Annotated in this window: 17 protein-coding genes, 2 tRNA genes and 1 other RNA gene; 12 read left to right on the top strand and 8 right to left on the bottom strand. The window is 51.0% G+C overall.

Annotated elements, in window-relative coordinates; genetic code table 11:
• Positions 1-2: 2 nt before the first annotated feature.
• From MLAB_RS06650 to glnA, 3 genes are all read right to left on the bottom strand, one after another.
• Positions 3-1,739 (bottom strand): ABC transporter ATP-binding protein, encoded by a 1,737-nt coding sequence (locus MLAB_RS06650; RefSeq protein ID WP_011833630.1) that lies wholly within the window; start codon positions 1,737-1,739, stop codon positions 3-5.
• Complete coding sequence (locus MLAB_RS06655) at positions 1,736-2,179, bottom strand: MarR family winged helix-turn-helix transcriptional regulator (RefSeq protein WP_011833631.1); 444 nt, start codon at positions 2,177-2,179, stop codon at positions 1,736-1,738. Before MLAB_RS06655 ends, MLAB_RS06650 begins: the two co-directional genes overlap by 4 nt.
• Before the next feature lie 131 nt (positions 2,180-2,310).
• Positions 2,311-3,696, bottom strand: coding sequence for a type I glutamate--ammonia ligase (gene glnA / locus MLAB_RS06660; protein ID WP_011833632.1), 1,386 nt, complete (start codon positions 3,694-3,696; stop codon positions 2,311-2,313).
• 118 nt (positions 3,697-3,814) lie between these two features.
• Here glnA and MLAB_RS06665 point away from each other — a divergent pair, with 118 nt between their 5' ends.
• A complete protein-coding gene (locus tag MLAB_RS06665; RefSeq protein ID WP_011833633.1) occupies positions 3,815-4,216 on the top strand; it encodes a pyridoxamine 5'-phosphate oxidase family protein in 402 nt (133 codons plus the stop codon).
• A gap of 17 nt (positions 4,217-4,233) precedes the next feature.
• Here the strand turns inward: MLAB_RS06665 and MLAB_RS09870 are convergent, their stop codons facing one another.
• On the bottom strand, positions 4,234-4,527 hold the full coding sequence (locus tag MLAB_RS09870) for a hypothetical protein (protein ID WP_187146107.1): 294 nt from the start codon (positions 4,525-4,527) through the stop codon (positions 4,234-4,236).
• Between the two features lie 252 nt (positions 4,528-4,779).
• On the opposite strand from MLAB_RS09870, the gene MLAB_RS06675 reads away from it, so the two are divergent.
• The 5 genes from MLAB_RS06675 to MLAB_RS06695 all read left to right on the top strand — a co-directional run bounded on the left by MLAB_RS06675 (position 4,780) and on the right by MLAB_RS06695 (position 8,623).
• Complete coding sequence (locus MLAB_RS06675) at positions 4,780-5,421, top strand: DUF2150 family protein (protein ID WP_011833634.1); 642 nt, start codon at positions 4,780-4,782, stop codon at positions 5,419-5,421.
• Positions 5,418-5,870 (top strand): DUF5814 domain-containing protein, encoded by a 453-nt coding sequence (locus tag MLAB_RS06680; RefSeq protein WP_011833635.1) that lies wholly within the window; start codon positions 5,418-5,420, stop codon positions 5,868-5,870. The genes MLAB_RS06675 and MLAB_RS06680 overlap by 4 nt, the downstream gene beginning before the upstream one ends.
• Before the next feature lie 84 nt (positions 5,871-5,954).
• Entirely contained in the window at positions 5,955-6,458 is a 504-nt protein-coding gene (locus MLAB_RS06685; protein WP_011833636.1) for a hypothetical protein, read from the top strand.
• Between the two features lie 3 nt (positions 6,459-6,461).
• Positions 6,462-7,649: a M20 family metallopeptidase gene (locus MLAB_RS06690; protein ID WP_011833637.1), complete on the top strand. Its 1,188-nt coding sequence runs from the start codon at positions 6,462-6,464 to the stop codon at positions 7,647-7,649.
• The gene (locus tag MLAB_RS06695; protein WP_011833638.1) at positions 7,649-8,623 is read left to right on the top strand and encodes an archaeosine biosynthesis radical SAM protein RaSEA; all 975 of its coding nucleotides are present in this window, start codon (positions 7,649-7,651) and stop codon (positions 8,621-8,623) included. The genes MLAB_RS06690 and MLAB_RS06695 overlap by 1 nt, the downstream gene beginning before the upstream one ends.
• 332 nt (positions 8,624-8,955) lie before the next feature.
• Here the strand turns inward: MLAB_RS06695 and map are convergent, their stop codons facing one another.
• Both map and MLAB_RS06705 read right to left on the bottom strand, forming a co-directional pair.
• The gene (gene map / locus MLAB_RS06700) at positions 8,956-9,831 is read right to left on the bottom strand and encodes a type II methionyl aminopeptidase (RefSeq protein WP_011833639.1); all 876 of its coding nucleotides are present in this window, start codon (positions 9,829-9,831) and stop codon (positions 8,956-8,958) included.
• 4 nt (positions 9,832-9,835) lie between these two features.
• Positions 9,836-10,969: a M24 family metallopeptidase gene (locus MLAB_RS06705; RefSeq protein ID WP_011833640.1), complete on the bottom strand. Its 1,134-nt coding sequence runs from the start codon at positions 10,967-10,969 to the stop codon at positions 9,836-9,838.
• 63 nt (positions 10,970-11,032) lie between these two features.
• On the opposite strand from MLAB_RS06705, the gene MLAB_RS06710 reads away from it, so the two are divergent.
• From MLAB_RS06710 to MLAB_RS06730, 6 genes are all read left to right on the top strand, one after another.
• On the top strand, positions 11,033-11,386 hold the full coding sequence (locus tag MLAB_RS06710) for a hypothetical protein (protein ID WP_011833641.1): 354 nt from the start codon (positions 11,033-11,035) through the stop codon (positions 11,384-11,386).
• The gene (locus MLAB_RS06715) at positions 11,386-11,673 is read left to right on the top strand and encodes a hypothetical protein (protein ID WP_011833642.1); all 288 of its coding nucleotides are present in this window, start codon (positions 11,386-11,388) and stop codon (positions 11,671-11,673) included. The genes MLAB_RS06710 and MLAB_RS06715 overlap by 1 nt, the downstream gene beginning before the upstream one ends.
• 59 nt (positions 11,674-11,732) lie before the next feature.
• Positions 11,733-11,805: transfer RNA gene (locus MLAB_RS06720), tRNA-Asn, on the top strand.
• A 173-nt stretch (positions 11,806-11,978) separates the two neighbouring features.
• A tRNA-Ile gene (locus MLAB_RS06725) sits at positions 11,979-12,050 on the top strand.
• Positions 12,051-12,281: 231 nt separating this feature from the next.
• Positions 12,282-12,594, top strand: an RNA gene (ffs, locus tag MLAB_RS09635) — signal recognition particle sRNA.
• Positions 12,595-12,612: 18 nt separating this feature from the next.
• Entirely contained in the window at positions 12,613-13,572 is a 960-nt protein-coding gene (locus MLAB_RS06730) for a malate dehydrogenase (RefSeq protein WP_011833643.1), read from the top strand.
• 37 nt (positions 13,573-13,609) lie between these two features.
• Here the strand turns inward: MLAB_RS06730 and radB are convergent, their stop codons facing one another.
• Together radB and larC are read right to left on the bottom strand one after the other, a co-directional pair.
• Positions 13,610-14,284: a DNA repair and recombination protein RadB gene (radB, locus tag MLAB_RS06735; protein ID WP_011833644.1), complete on the bottom strand. Its 675-nt coding sequence runs from the start codon at positions 14,282-14,284 to the stop codon at positions 13,610-13,612.
• Complete coding sequence (gene larC, locus MLAB_RS06740; RefSeq protein WP_011833645.1) at positions 14,269-15,432, bottom strand: nickel pincer cofactor biosynthesis protein LarC; 1,164 nt, start codon at positions 15,430-15,432, stop codon at positions 14,269-14,271. The genes radB and larC overlap by 16 nt, the downstream gene beginning before the upstream one ends.
• Positions 15,433-15,637 lie beyond the last annotated feature (205 nt).

Raw genomic sequence — 15,637 nt, forward strand, 5'->3', positions numbered from 1 at the left:
CATTACTCCTCACCTCCCTTCTGCTGGGTCGAATAGACCTCCTGATAGATCGGATTGTTCTGCAGGAGCTCAGCGTGCGTGCCGACCGCATTGATGTGGCCGCCGTCCATCACGATGATCTTGTCCGCATGCTCGACCGAAGAGATCCGCTGCGTGATGATGATCTTTGTTGTATCCGGGATCTCGGTCATCAGCGCCTGCCTGATCTGCGCATCCGTTTTAGTATCAACGGCACTCGTCGAATCATCCAGAATGAGGATCTTCGGCTTTTTCAAGAGAGCCCGGGCGATGCATAATCTCTGTTTCTGACCGCCGGAGACGTTTGACCCGCCCTGTTCGATTCTTGTGTCGTACTTCTCGGGATAATGCTGGATGAATTCGTCGGCGCACGCCAGTTTGCTGACGCGGATCAGCTCCTCGTCCGATGCATCGGGATTTCCCCATTTGAGATTGTCCTTTATGGTGCCGGAGAACAGCACGTTTTTCTGCAGAACAACGGCGACCTGATCGCGAAGGGTCGTCAGATCATACTTGCGAACATCCACTCCCCCGACCATGACCGATCCGCCGGTCACATCATAGAGACGGGGGATCAGCTGGACGAGCGTCGTTTTGGAACTGCCGGTCCCGCCAAGTATCCCGATCGTCTCGCCGGATTTAATCTCCAGATTGATCTTCTGAAGACAGATCCTTTCAGCATCGGTGGAGTAGCTGAAGTCGACATCGCGGAAGCTTATATCGCCGTTTTCGACAACGAACACCGGATCCTCTGGGTTCGTGAGATTGCTCTCTTCATCGAGGATCTCGACGATACGTTTCGCAGATGCACGGGACATGGTGATCATCACAAAAATCATGGCAAGCATCATCAGACTCATTAAAATCTGCATCGTATAGGCAAACAGACTGACCAGTTCACCCGTGGACAAGGTCCCGGCAACGATGAACTGGGCCCCGAACCAGGAAACGAGAAGGATCGCCGCGTAGACAACGAACTGCATCAAGGGGCTGACGAATGCAAGCAGTTTTTCAGCATGGGAAAAGTATCCGTAGATGTCCTTTGAGACGTCTTTGAACTTTTCCACTTCATACTCATCACGGACATAGGATTTTACGACCCGGATGCCCCGGAGATTTTCCTGAACGACTTTGTTGAGCCGGTCGAATGTCTTGAATACCTTCTCGAATATGGGCTGGACCCTGGTGATAATAAGGTACATCCCAACACCCAGAATGGGAATAAGCACAAGATAGATGATGGAAAGCTCGGGGTTGATGATGATGACCATGACGTAGGACAAGATCAACATCAAAGGACAGCGGACCGCTACCCTCATCAGCATCTGATAGGCATTCTGCACATTTGTAACGTCGGTGGTGAGCCTCGTAACAATACTCGGGGTAGAGAATTTGTCGATGTTTGCAAACGAGAAACTCTGCACATTATAGAATATATCGTGCCGGAGATTGCGTGCAAATCCGGATGACGCGGATGCAGCGAATTTTCCGGCGAGAATGCCGAATATGAGCGAGAATATTGCCGAGAGGAACAAGACAAGACCAAGCCGGAGAATGACTCCCATGTTTCCTGCGGTGATCCCGTCGTCGATGAGGCTTGCAAGAATCAACGGGATGATTACATCCATCACCACCTCTAACGAAACGAACAGCGGGGTTATGAGACTGTCTTTTTTAAACTCGCGGATAGAGCCGGCCAGGCGCTCAATGATATGATTCATACAAGCTCCTCAAGATTGGTTTTCATTTTCCAGATAAGGGATCTGAAAACTGCCAGTTCCTCTGGCGAGATTCCTTTGGTCATCTGCTCTTCAAGATCAGTGAGATTGTGATGCGCCTGCCGGCTGACGGCAAGTGCCTTTTCCGTGAGTATGATCTTTTTGAGTCTGGCATCGTACTCGACGGGCTCTCTTTTGATGAGTTCGTTCTTTTCCATGAGCTGAAGGATACCGGTGGCCGTTGAGCGCCGGATGGAAAATTTCGTCTCGATATCCTTTTGAAAAATATCATCCTTCGGTGAATGATAGATATATCCGATGATCTGGATCTGTGTGCCGGTGATATTGTACAGAGGCCCAAATGACGCAGCAGTGTCCAGATTTCGTTTTATATGATTTGAAAGGATCTTGATTAATATCGCTATTGGCAGTCTGTCATCCATATATGAAAAATGGTTAGGGGGCTAACAATATATACATTTGCTGTCAGCGCATCAAAGATGGATAAAAAGCGCCGCGGTACATCGGCGAATTCAAAAAAAAACGGCGGATCGAAAAAAAGAGTTGGTATGATTTAGTATGTTGCAAGGTAGCGGTTAAGCTCCCAGTCAGTGATATGCTTGGAGAAATCTCCCCACTCGAGTTCACCGAGACGGTTGATCTGCGAAACCACATGCTCGCCGAGAACACTGCAGAGCAGCGGATCGTTCATCAGAGCGGTGTTTGCCTCATGGAGACTCCAGGGGAGGCAGCGTATTCCTTCAGCTGCACGCTCTTCCGCGCTCATTCTGAAAATATTTTTGTCCACGCTCTCCGGGGGCTCAATCTTCTGGGTAACGCCTTCCATACCGGCTGCAAGCATCACGGCAAACGTGAGATACGGGTTGCAGGTCGGGTCCGGGCTGCGCAGTTCGGCGCGGGTACTTTTGCCGCGGGACGAGGGAACTCTGATAAGGGCGGAACGGTTCATCGCAGACCAGCCGACATAGACCGGAGCTTCGTATCCCGGGATAAGCCGCTTGTACGAGTTCACCGTCGGGTTTGCGATACGGGTGATTCCATCGATATGTTTGAGAATTCCGGCAATAAAATGACGGGCGGTGTCGGAGAGCTGGTGTTCTCCTTCGGGATCAAAGAATGCATTCTGTCCGTCCTTCATCAGCGAACAGTTGACATGCATCCCGGAACCGTTGATGCCGTAGATCGGTTTTGCCATGAAAGTGGCATGCAGACCGCGGTGAAGAGCGAGCGTTTTTGCAACAAACTTGAAGGTAACAACCTTATCTGCCATGGCAAGGGCGTTGCCGTAGGTGAAATCGATCTCGTGCTGGGAGGGTGCGACCTCGTGATGGGATGCTTCGATATCAAATCCCATCTCGGAAAGGGAGGTCACTAAATCGCGGCGGACATCCTCTCCGGGGTCGGTCGGGGTCTGATCGAAGTATCCTCCGTGATCCTGAAGTTCCACCGAGGGGTGGCCATTGATCAGTCTGAAGAGGAAAAACTCCATCTCGGGGCCGACATTGAAGGTGTATCCGAGTTTTGCCGCTTTTTCCAGCTGCTGACGGAGAATATACCGCGGGTCCCCGATGAACGGTTCGCCGCGGGTCGTATAAACATCGCAGATGAATCGGGCAACCCGGTATTTCTCATCGGACCAGGGAATGATCTGATATGTTGCCGGCTCGGGCCGGAGCACCATATCCGACTCTTCCAGTCTCGCAAACCCCTGAATTGAAGAACCGTCGAAACTGATACCCTCAGTTAAGGCTTTCTTCATCTGTTTCGTCGGAATCGCGACATTTTTCGGTTTGCCCACCATGTCCGAGAACTGGAGGAGAACCGACCGTACATTGTCATTCTCAAGCTGTTTGAGAACTGCGTCAATCAACTCCGCACGGTCGCCGCCGTGTGAAGCGGCAAGAGAGCCAAAAGGACTTTTACGCTCGTCAGAAACCATGCTCATATATGAGTGGTGAAGGCTAATAAATGTCAAGTTCGAATCCGGGCGCATGACCATTTTTCAGCAGGGGATTTTCTGGAAAACTTGACATACCAGAACAGTACAATTTATCACCATGGCATTACTTACTGCAGAACTCAAAGAGCAGATTGCCAAAGTCGGCGTATGTCATCTGGTCACCGCATCCAAAGCCGGTGTCCCGAACGCAGCCCCGATGGGCGCAATCTGGGTCATGGACAATGACACGATCTGGATTTCAAATAATTTCATGAACAAAACTATCGCAAACATCAAAGAGAATCCACAGGTCTCTCTTCTGGTGTGGAGCCGTGATATCGGCAACTGTTTCCAGTTGAAAGGAACTGCCGCAGTGGAAGCGGGAACCGCCGACCACAAAAAAATGAAGGAGCTTCTTGACGCGAAAAAACCCGGACTGCCGGGAAAAGAACTGGTCAAGATCACCGTCAAGGAAATTTTCACCTGCATGCCCGGACCGGACGCAGGGAAAAAACTCTAACTTTTTTTTAATAGGACTTACGCGATGTGCTCTCTATCCAATTTGGGGAGGATACGGCTGGGTGTGGAAACATGAATCAATTTAACCGCGAATAAGCCCAAATGGGCTTCGCCTACGCAGGAATCGCACGCCGGCTGGAAAAGTCCACGAGCTAAAAGCTCGTGAGACGTCTCAAGAGCCTCTGGCTCTTGGACAAATGCTGTAGGAAAAACCGGCGTGCCGGTTTTTCTCTCAGTTAACCTCTCTTTTTGTGTAATCGAAAAAATAATCAAACAACAGAAAAACCCGCACGCGGGTTTTTCCCACAGCATTTTTCAAGAGAGGGTGCGATTCTGCGCAGGCGATAAGCCGGAGCAGAGCAGCCGAACGTAAGGAAAATGCGATTCGCGGATATTCGTGGAGATTCGCGGTTCTTTTCTTCATCCATCCACACCAACACCGTGTAAGTCCTATTCTGACCAAATGATCCCCGAATATCTTTAGATCAGAGAACGGGATGCTGCACACCCATAATCAAACACAAGTTCTATTACCACACTAAACCGAACTATTTGTAAGAAAGCATGGCTGCCAAAAAAAGTAAGAAAACAGCTGAGCCGGAAGCTGCTCCCAAGCTCTTTTATATCTTCTACAATCAGGAGAGATGGGACAACTGGCTCAAGACCCTCGAAACCGCCGACTGGGAAGGGGACGAGGACTCAGATGAGATGCCGGAAGGATTCAGAATTCTGGACGGATTTTCCGATGACATTACGCTTGCCGTAATCAAGATCATCCGTCTCTTCCAGAACGGCAGAATACCCCTTGAAGAAGCAAGAACGAAACTCCGCAGTGTCGAAGAGATCGTTATGGCCGAAGTCATGGGCGAGGAACTCGCAGAGATCGTCGGATCGATGCAGGTCTCCCTTGTCGTCCTCTTCGCTGCTGCGCAGAAGTACCTTGAAGAGACCTATCCGCCAGCTGAAGAGATCAAAAATCTCGTCAAAGAGGGACGTAAAGTCGTCGAAAAAGATCCCGAAAAGGCACTTGATATCGCCTCTTCGATCGGGTCCGCCGTCATCAACGGAGCTTCCTGTTGCGGGAAATACGTAAAAGACACCGATGAGCCGACCCTCTTCGACGAGTGGCTCGTCGAGGTCGAACGGATCGCCGACGCCGTGAAATCTCTCAAAGACTTTGACGAGGAAGCCGGAGAAAGCTCGTGATCGCGAGTAGGGCACGGTTTCGATACATCAAAAAACTTCAGCGTGCGGCAGGCCACCGTCTGCCCGAAGGCGCCTTTCATCCGGCAAATCTGGAAGCGATTACCGGTTCAATGAATATCGATAGCCTGGACCCGGGAACGCGGGACCAGGTCCTCCGTTTTTTTAAGGATTTTCTGGAATGCAAATGCCGCGACTCACCCCTTTGCGGCTGCCCGGAACGAAAATTCGTCATTACAATCCTGGAACTTCGGGAGATGGGGCTGAACCACAAAGAGATCCACCGGCACTTAATCGACGAGTACGGTATCGATCTTTTCCCGGCCGATATCCTGAGTTTCCTCGAAGAGTCCGTCCACCTTCTTGAAGCCATCAGAAGTGTCGCGGACCTCGCCGGAGAAAACGAACTCGTGAACCTCTCAGACGAGCATATCCGAAATATTTCACGCTGATCTCACGTTTTGAATACGTATCTTTATGAAGGGGCTGTTCCCAAAGCCCAACTCTTTTTGTCTCACACACCAAACTAGAATATCATGTTACTGGAGAAGAACGACTACTCCCAGCAGATCGAGTATCTGTATCATAAATCCCTGGTCCTGGAAACTCCGTCCGATATGGATCCGGTCCTGTACTTTTATTTTATCGACACGATCGCCCACCTGGATTATACCCTCTCATTACTTTGCTACAGTTCCGACTCGATAAAATGCACCATGACCGCAGAATATCTGCGTACCCGCGTGGACACCGCAAAAGAAGGAGACAATGCTCTTTTCCCTGCATTCATGGTCTGGCTGAGAGACAATCATAAAGAACAGTTCGAAGAGACCCCTATTCTCTGGCAGCTCATCTATGACCCGGACGAGGTCTCCGCATACCTTGGATTCAGGATCGTTCTTGATCCAAACTCAAAAATACCCCTTCCGCCCCAGTTCTTCCATGACATGGCCGATGATCTTTTCAGCATGAAATTCCTCAGAAGCATCTACCCGGAGGGACCAATTGGAAAACTCTTCGCAGAATTCAAAAGGAAATAACCTATGAATGCAGCAAAGCTCTGCTCAGATCTGATACAGATACGTAGCGACAATCCGCCCGGCGACACGAGCGAGATTGCCGAATATATTTTATCCGTAATGGAAGGACTCGGCATCCCCGGAACGATCACCTCCGGGCCCGACGGTCATGACAATGTCATATCAAAGGACCAGGCCGGGCGTCTTCTTCTCACCGGACATATAGATGTGGTCCCGGCACTGAACGAGGGCTGGAAGTATCCGCCGTATTCCGGCAAGATCGACGACACCTGCGTGCACGGACGCGGGGCGACCGATATGAAAGGCGGATGTGCCGCCGTTTTGTCGGCGGTTGCCAGAGCAAAGGATGCGGGCGATGATCTCCCGGTCTCTCTTGCCTTCGTCTGTGACGAGGAAGGGGGAGGAAGATACGGCACCCGGTATCTGCTGGAGAAAAACCTCATCCACCCGTGCGATGTTTTGATCGCCGAACCGACGCCGGCATATGCCCCGGCTGTCGGACAAAAAGGCGTCTGCAGATTCGATGTGGAGTTTGTCGGAACGCCCGGCCATTCATCCCTGTATCCGATTCTCGGTGAAAGTGCGGTGATCCAGGCGATGGATTTTCTCTACTGGATGGGAGAACTGCACAAGCGCGTATATCCGCAGACAGAGGAGATGGAAAAACTCATCGAGCACTCGACCAAAATCGCCGGTGAAGGAACGACGACGGACTTCGGCCCGGTGTTTCGGCAGATCATGTATAATCCGGGCATCATTTCCGGCGGGGAACGGGTCAACATCGTCGCCCAGAAATGTACTCTCATGATGGACATGCGGCTCCCGTGGGGATGCGACTGTGATGAGATCTTAGATGAGATCTGCAGCCATATCCCGAAATCGGCCGTCCTCACCCCCCGAACCAAAGCCAACGCTTCGCTGACGGCGAGCGACTCGTTCCTTGTGCAGAAAACCTGCGAAGCCATCAGCGAAGTGTACGGGATCACCTCGCGTCCGATGGTCCAGTGGGCCGCATCCGATGCCCGGGCGCTTCGCCTGGCGGGTTTCCGTGCTCTCGAATACGGACCCGGCGACCTTAGCACCATGCACGGCCTGAATGAAAAGGTCTCTATCGACCAGCTGAACAAATGCGAAGAGATCTACTATAGACTCATCCAGAACTACACAAATACAAAACAGGAGATATCATAATGACAGACCCACGAAAACCGCTCGCATCCTGGAAAGGGCAGGACAGATACTTCGGCGAAGTCCTTTCGTCTCTGACCGGGATCTTTCTTTCCGGCGGCTGTTCCTGGAACAGATGCAGGATGTGCGGATATAAAAACGACCGCGATACCTGCTCGAAGGATGAACTCATCGACCACATGAAAGGGCAGATCCTCTGGATGCAGGAAAATTACGCTCCCGATGAATACCAGCTTGGAAAGATCTTCACCTCGGGAAGTGTCTTCGACCCTAATGAAGTACCTCTCGAGGTTCTTGATGCATTCGGCGAATTCTTTGCAGGAAAGCCGCTGATCGCCGAGTCCAGGTCCGAGTATGTGACGGAAGATGCACTCTCCCGCCTGCTGAAAAGCCTCGATAAAGGCCAGGCCCATCCGCTGACGGTCGCGATCGGTCTTGAGACGACGAACGATACCATTCGGGAAAAGTCGATCGATAAAGGAAATACCTTTGAAGATTTCATCAAAGCTGCCGAGACGGCGCATAACGCAGGCGTCGGTGTGAAGGCATATCTGATGATGAAGCCGCTCTTTTTAACGGAAAAGGAGGCGATGGAGGATATGGAAAAATCCATCCGCGAGGTCGCACCCTACGCAGACATGATCTCGATGAACCTCTGCACGATCCAGGGGAGAACGGAACTGGAACATTACTGGCAGAAGGGAGGATTCCGGCCGCCGTATCTCTGGTCTGCGGTGAAAGTTCTCCGGGAAGCGGACGTTCCGGTAGCATGCGACCCTGTCGGCGGCGGATTCAAGCGCGGCCCTCACAACTGCGGGACCTGCGACAAAGAGATCGTTGCCGCAATCAACGAGTATTCCCTCACGGCTGACAAGAGTGTTTTAGACGATGTCTGGGAAATCCCCTGTGCATGCAAAAAAGAGTGGGAGTTTGTTCTTACGAACGAACGTTCGTGGAACATGCCCCTCACGCAGTAATTTTTTTATAGGACTTACGCGGTGTGCTCGCAACCGAATAAAACTGACGTCCTTATGAGATGTACTTCGATTTCATGTACGGCAGTGGTGTGGGTGTATGAGATAAAAGAACCGCGAATCTCCGCGAATCCTCGCGAATCGCATTTTCCTTACGTTCGGGTGCTCTGCTTCGGCTGATCGCCTGCGCAGGAAAAATGCGATTCGCGTTAATTCGCGGAGATTCGCGGTTCTTTTTCTCATTCAGCTACACTCGGCCATACCCTTCCCGAATTTGATCCACTACACACCGCGTAACTCCCACATATAATAAAGGTGGAGAGATTCTTCTTATTTTATCTCGTTGTTACCAGAGCGCCGTCTGCGGTCACGATGACCGTGTGCTCGAATTGGGAAACAAATGACTCCGGCACGTCCGATAAGCTGTGATATACGAAGAGATTTCCCTGACGAAGGAGGGTTGGCAGAGCAAGTTCCGCCTTTGGAACATTCAGCCAGCGGCGGGCAAACGGCAGACCGTGCATCTCTTCCGCCTTTTTCATGATTTTTCTGCCGGCGGGTGATCTGACCGGAGCATTGCCGACGACCTGATAGATCTCGGCCCGCGGCGCCTCGTGGACCAGACCCGAGCCGGTCGATGCGAAGGGTTCGATCGCAATAACCATATCTTCTCTGAGAACAGCGCTGCCGAATCTTCCCGTGTTCGGGATCGAGAGGCCGTGGTGGAGACTATAGCGCGCAAGTGCGTGGCCTGTTAAGTTTATGATCGGCTTGTAGCCAAATGACGTGATCGTTTCTTCGACGACCGCGCCGATCTCGCTGACGACAACCTCCGGCGCAACGACATTGATCGCGGCGTCAAGCGCAGCGCGTGATGCCTCGCATAAGGAAGCGTGGTCGCCGAGATCCACCGTGACGGCGGTGTCTGCGATGTATCCGTCGATGTGCGTTCCAATATCCAGTTTTATCAGATCCCCTTCGGCAAATACCCGTTCCTCGTCAGGGGAGGCCGTATCGTGGGCCGCACAGTTATTCAAAGAAATATTGGGAGGGAAGGAGGGTGATACGCCTGCCGAGGATATTTCATCCAAAACCATGTCGAAAATATCGGCCATGCCGACACCCGGTTTTATTTCGGCGGCGCATTTGTGCAGGACGTTTTTTGCGATTCGCCCCGCCTCAATGTAGGTATCCAGTTCGTTATCGTTCATAATACTATACTACTAATTTTTCTTCAAAGCACGTAAAGCTGTCAAATCCATCACTTGTTACGACACCCATATCCTCGAGCCTGACCCCGCCGATCCCCTGATAATAAAGGCCCGGTTCCAGCGTGATGACCTGCCCAACTTTCAGTTCGCCGCCGGACGGAGAAAGGGACGGCGCTTCGTGGATCTCGAGTCCGACGCCATGCCCAAGACTATGCGTAAATCCCGAGGATCCGGCCGTTTCGTAACCCTGTGTCTGGAAAAACTCCACGACCGCAGTGTAAACCTCGGCGCCTGTGATTCCGGGACGGATCATGGATGCGGCCAGTTCTTTGGCTTTTTGCACGGCATCATACATTTTGATTATTTCGTCAGAGGGAGCACCTTTGGAGATGGTACGTGTCATATCGGCAAAGTATCCTGTCAACTCGCTTCGTGGAAAGACGTCCATGACGATCGGCTGGTTTGCGTACAGCGGACCTGTTCCCCGCGCATGGGGCATGGATGATGCTTCCCCGCAGGAGACGATCGTGTCGATGTCTTCGCAGCTGAAGGGCCGAAGCGCAAAGTGGATGATGTCGCGGATCCTTTCCGACGTAAGGGGAGCATCTTCGAGCATCAAAATGCCTCTGTTATCCGGCTCCGATTTTCTGACGGCATCGACGGCTGCGCGGACGGCGACCTCATTCATCTTCTGGACATAGCGCATATTGGTAATTTCATCCTCGGTTTTTATGCTCCGGATTTTCGCGATCGTCCCGGAATCTATGACTACTTCAGCGACCTCGGCCAGTTTGTGAGCGAAACCGACCGGCATCGAAGGGGGGATCAACAGGCGCGAACCTGCAAAATTTTTGATCATATGGGCCGTCGCCAAATCGGGATCATGATACTCTTTCAGGAGTTCTGGGAGACCTGCGGAGATGCGTGTCACTATGCTACATGTTGACTCGTAGCGCGCACGCGTTTCTTCCATCGAAGATACGATCAGGGTCGCAACGCCCTCTCTGGAAAATACGTATATATAGGGATCAGATGCGAGAAATCCCGAAGCATAGCGCATATCCGCATTTTCCGATGTGTCGTATGCAACATATGCATCGCATGAATGTTTTTCCAATTCATCCAAAAGCTGCTTCATCCTCTCATTATTAGCGTTCCAAAGAGATGTAGTTTTTATCTTTAGGCAACCGATGTACTTACGATGGATGACACTGAGCGGACTCAGTTTAAGGGAAAATTTACGGTTCTCGTAATCATCTTAAACATTCTGATATTCGCAATTGCCGCGGCAGTTATAGTATTCTTTATCGTTCCGGACTCGATCTGGCTCAGAATACCGATTGTACTCATCTGCATCGTAATTTCCATAATCAGTCTTGCAGTATTTATCCCAAAATACCGCGCTACCAAAGCCTGGCTCGACATTCACGGCACAACCAAAGAAGAACGTCTTGCCCAGATGCAGAAAGAACAGGACGAATATCGTGCTAAAATCCGCGCAGAACTCGAAGAAGAGATGCGCGAAGAAGAATCCAAGAAAAACGTGGAGGAATAATGCTCAGCAAAATCACTGGAGAAGTAGAATTACTCGAACGCCACCTGTCCGTCATGCGTGTTGTTGCACGTCAGGGTCCGATCGGCATTATGAAACTGACTGAAGAACTCGGCCAGCCGCAGCACAGAATTCGCTATTCTTTGCGGATTTTAGAGCAGATGCAGTATATCAAAGCAACACCGTCGGGTGCCGTCGCCACACCAAAGGCCTATGAGATGCTCGCAAACTTTAATCAGGATTTGGAAAAACTCATTATGCGTCTGGCTTCTTTACACCAGGAAAAGTGACGCTAAAATCATAATCTTTAATACAAAGACCCGCCCATGTAATTAGGCAACACAACTGTGCCGCCATAACTCAGTTGGTAGAGTGGCTGGCTGTTAACCAGCATGTCACAGGTTCGAGTCCTGTTGGCGGCGTTTCTTTTGTTTTTTTGTGTATTTTTTTCAAAACATATACCCTTCACTTTCAGAGAATAAACAAACACCTTTATCTATCAGCATACCAAATATTATATGTTCTTCTGCAAGGGAACAAATTTTGAGGGCGCGTGGTTTCATACCACAAACCCGTTTTACGTACTTCTCTCTGCGGGCCTGTAGCTTAGTGGTGGAGCGCCCGGCTCATAACCGGGTGGTCGTGGGTTCGAACCCCTCCGGGCCCATTCTCATTGCATTTTAGGCAAAAGTGTAGAGCTGTTTTTTTGAGCTGCTGGGCAAATCATTCCATAAGCATTTCCATCGCTGGGAAAACCATTCATAAAATGATAATCGGACGATTCTGAAAATGCGTCCATTCATCCGATTATGCATTATCACGATAAAGTAGTCGTCATAAGGCCGAAATCCTCCGTTCCATACCCTACATCATTTTATTCTCCGGGCTTCCCATATATATTGGGACTAGTCCGGGTGGCTTGGCGTCACCTGTAACCTGAAACTGCCAATACGCAGGGGACGAAGTTTGAGGACGGCTGTGTCAGTCCTTCCTATGTTGCATGTTCCAACGTTGATACCTTGTCCTGCGAGGTCAGCGGATGTGATGGATACATCCGGAGGGATGTATTATCTCATTGTTGTGGGCACCGGTTCAGGCCCGGAAGGGAGCAGACCTCACCGTAAACGCATGGCGCCCGCAGGGTTGCGGGGCGGAGAAGGGATATGTAACAGAAGTTGGATATGCGCTTCCAACCGAGAACGTGTCCCAATTATCTTTTAAGGGTTCTTATGGCAAAAGTTACGATTATCGGTGCAACGGGTCAGGTAGGCTCATATGTAGCACATGCCGTATCCCAATTTCCGCATGTGCAGGAAATGTGCCTGTACGGCAGACCTGGAAATGAACAGTATCTGGACGGTCTCGCCCATGATATGATGGACTCTTTTGCGGCACGCGGAACGAATACCCGTGTAACGTTTGGTACAACGCCAAAAGAGCTCCGTGGATCAGATATAATCGTTCTTACGTCCGGCGTTCCAAGAAAAGCTACACAGACCCGTCTGGATCTGGCTCTTGAGAATGCACGGATTGTGAAGGTTTTTGCCGAACAAGTAGGGCGCATGGCACCGGAGGCGATCCTGCTTGTTGTAACAAATCCCGTGGATATTATGACAACCGTTGCTCTCAAGTATTCGGGGATGATGCCGCACAGAGTGTTCGGTCTTGGAACGCATCTTGATTCGATGCGGCTCAAGGCATGCCTTGCAGAATTTTTCAACGTGCACGTTAGTGAGATACATACCCGCATCATCGGTGAACACGGCGACACCATGGTCCCGATGTGGTCAGCGACGACGGTCGGCGGTATCCAGATCGACAATCTTCTGGGCGTTGCAAAACTCCCGCGTGAAGAGATGATCCAGCGGGTGAAATCAAGCGGGTCGTACATAATCGAGGCAAAAGGAGCAACGGTTTACGGTCCCGGCGATGCGATCGCAACACTGATTCGAACCATCGTCGAGGATGAAAACCGCATGCTTACCGTCGCAACACAGATCCGCCGCGAGGTGTTCGGACATGAAGGAGTATGCGTGAGCGTTCCTGCCCGGATAACACGCGGGGGAGTATTCCCTATCGGCGTGAAGTTATCCGAAGAAGAAGAGCAGATGTTTGCAAAATCGGTAAAACTGATCAGAGATACGACCGAAAACGTCTGTGCTGTACTCGATGCAGAATCCCAAGAGTAAAACAGCAATACTTTTTTTATCAAAAAAAGGGCGGAGGTCAGCGGTCCCTGACCCCGGTACCGGTGAGAACAAACTCCCAGGACATACCCTCAGGGCGGGACCTGTGTTTGGAAACGACGGCCCGTCTGAATCCCTCGTGTTTTTCCACACGGATGATCGCTTTTGAGATATGCGACAACGCAGTTCCTCCAAGACCGCTCAGTCGGTGATGATCGATGTCCATGAACACCTGATTGGTGATGAGAACGGGAATATCATATCTCTTGGCAATTCCCAGAAGCACCATCATCTGGCGTGAAAGCATCGAAAGAGCGTCTTTCGTATCCATCTGTTCCACACGGTAGAGGGCAGTTGCCGAGTCAAGCACGATCAGTCCGGCAGTCCCGGATTTGATCAGCTGTTCCGACTCTGAAATCATCAGACCCTGTTCGGCAAAGGTCGCCGGCTCAAATACATACAGATGCTTGGCGCACTCTTCGGTAGAGGCTCCGGCTATCTGCGAAAACCGCTCGATGGAGAAACCTTCCGAATCGATATAGACGACCCCCAGACCTTTTCGAAGCACCGAAACGGCTGCCGTCATACAAAGCGTACTCTTTCCCGAACCGGCCTCTCCAAAAAACTGGGTGATCATACGCGGCTCAATGCCGCCGCCGAGAAGGGTGTCAAGTCCAGAGGCTCCGGTTGATATTTTTTTTACGGCGTCTTCCATACATCTTCCTCGACGATGCGTTTTACCGTTCGAACCGGAAGACCGGATGCATCCGAGATTCGCTGAAGATCATCGAATTCGGCTTTGCGGGAATAGACCACGCCGTCCATGGATGCAATTTTGACGTCAACGGAGTAGACCCGGTCATTTATGACGACGCTTGTACTCGCAATCGTTCTGTCTGCAATGAACCGGTGGATCATAGGGGTGCATCTTACGCCAAGACTTCCGGTCTCATGCGCAAGGATTTTTGCAAGACGCGGGGCATCCCGCGGGAGAGAGATGACTCGAATGAGATAACCGGGTCTGCCTTTTTTCATGACGATAGGGATAACAGACGCATCGCGGGCCCCTTCATTCATCATCGTCGAAAGGACCGAGGAGAGAACTTCACCCGAAATATCATCAACATTCGTTTCGAGCACGTCAACCGATCCCGCTTCATCCCCGGTATCCATAATGTATGCAAAAAGAACATTCGGGTGGTCGGATGGATCACGCGTACCGGCTCCTGCGCCCGACGAGAGAAGTTTTCCCGAGTGAACGGTCGTTCCGAAAACTTCCTGGAACGTGGCAAGCAATGCCGCACCGGTTGGCGTACAGAGTTCTCCCTCGAACGAACCGAGAGAGACGGCGAGATTGGATGCCTTGAGAATCTCTGCCGTTGCCGGGGCCGGGACCGGCATTATTCCATGCGAACAGGTGACCGTGCCCATGCCTGTTGACAGCGGGAGAATATGTACCGCATCCACGTTCAATGATAAAATAGCCGAGACGGAACCAAGGATATCGGAAATTGCGTCATCGGCACCAACCTCATGAAAATGAACATGTTCGGTCTGGTGGACGGACGCCTCTGCATTCTGGATTCTTGTAAATACCTTCTTTGCAATATCCTTTGCCTGTTCTGAAGCATCTGCTGCAGAGATGATTTCCAGTATTTCCGAAAGATTACGGGTCGTTTTTTTCGTATTGGTCCTGATATAGGTTGCCGGGATTCCGGCACGGAGAACGTTTGTGATCTCCGGTTTCGAGACGGAAGCTACCGACCGGAGAACGAACTCTCTGTCTGCTCCAAGACCGAGCAGGGCACCAAGGATCATATCGCCTGCAGCGCCAAAACGGGGATCAATTACCAGAATACGCATATTATGTATATCTATTACGCCTGCATGTCACAATAAATATCGCCTTATGGTACGACGAGGTCCTGTTTTCATATTTGATGAAAGAGCTTGTCATTGGAAGCAAAGTTTGATGAGGGAGAAGCCTATTCTGATAGTATAGGACCACCCATCACACGCCAATACCGTCTTTTTCGGGATTGAGCATACACATACTGCTTTGAGAGTG

This window comes from Methanocorpusculum labreanum Z, assembly GCF_000015765.1.
Classification (GTDB): domain Archaea; phylum Halobacteriota; class Methanomicrobia; order Methanomicrobiales; family Methanocorpusculaceae; genus Methanocorpusculum; species Methanocorpusculum labreanum.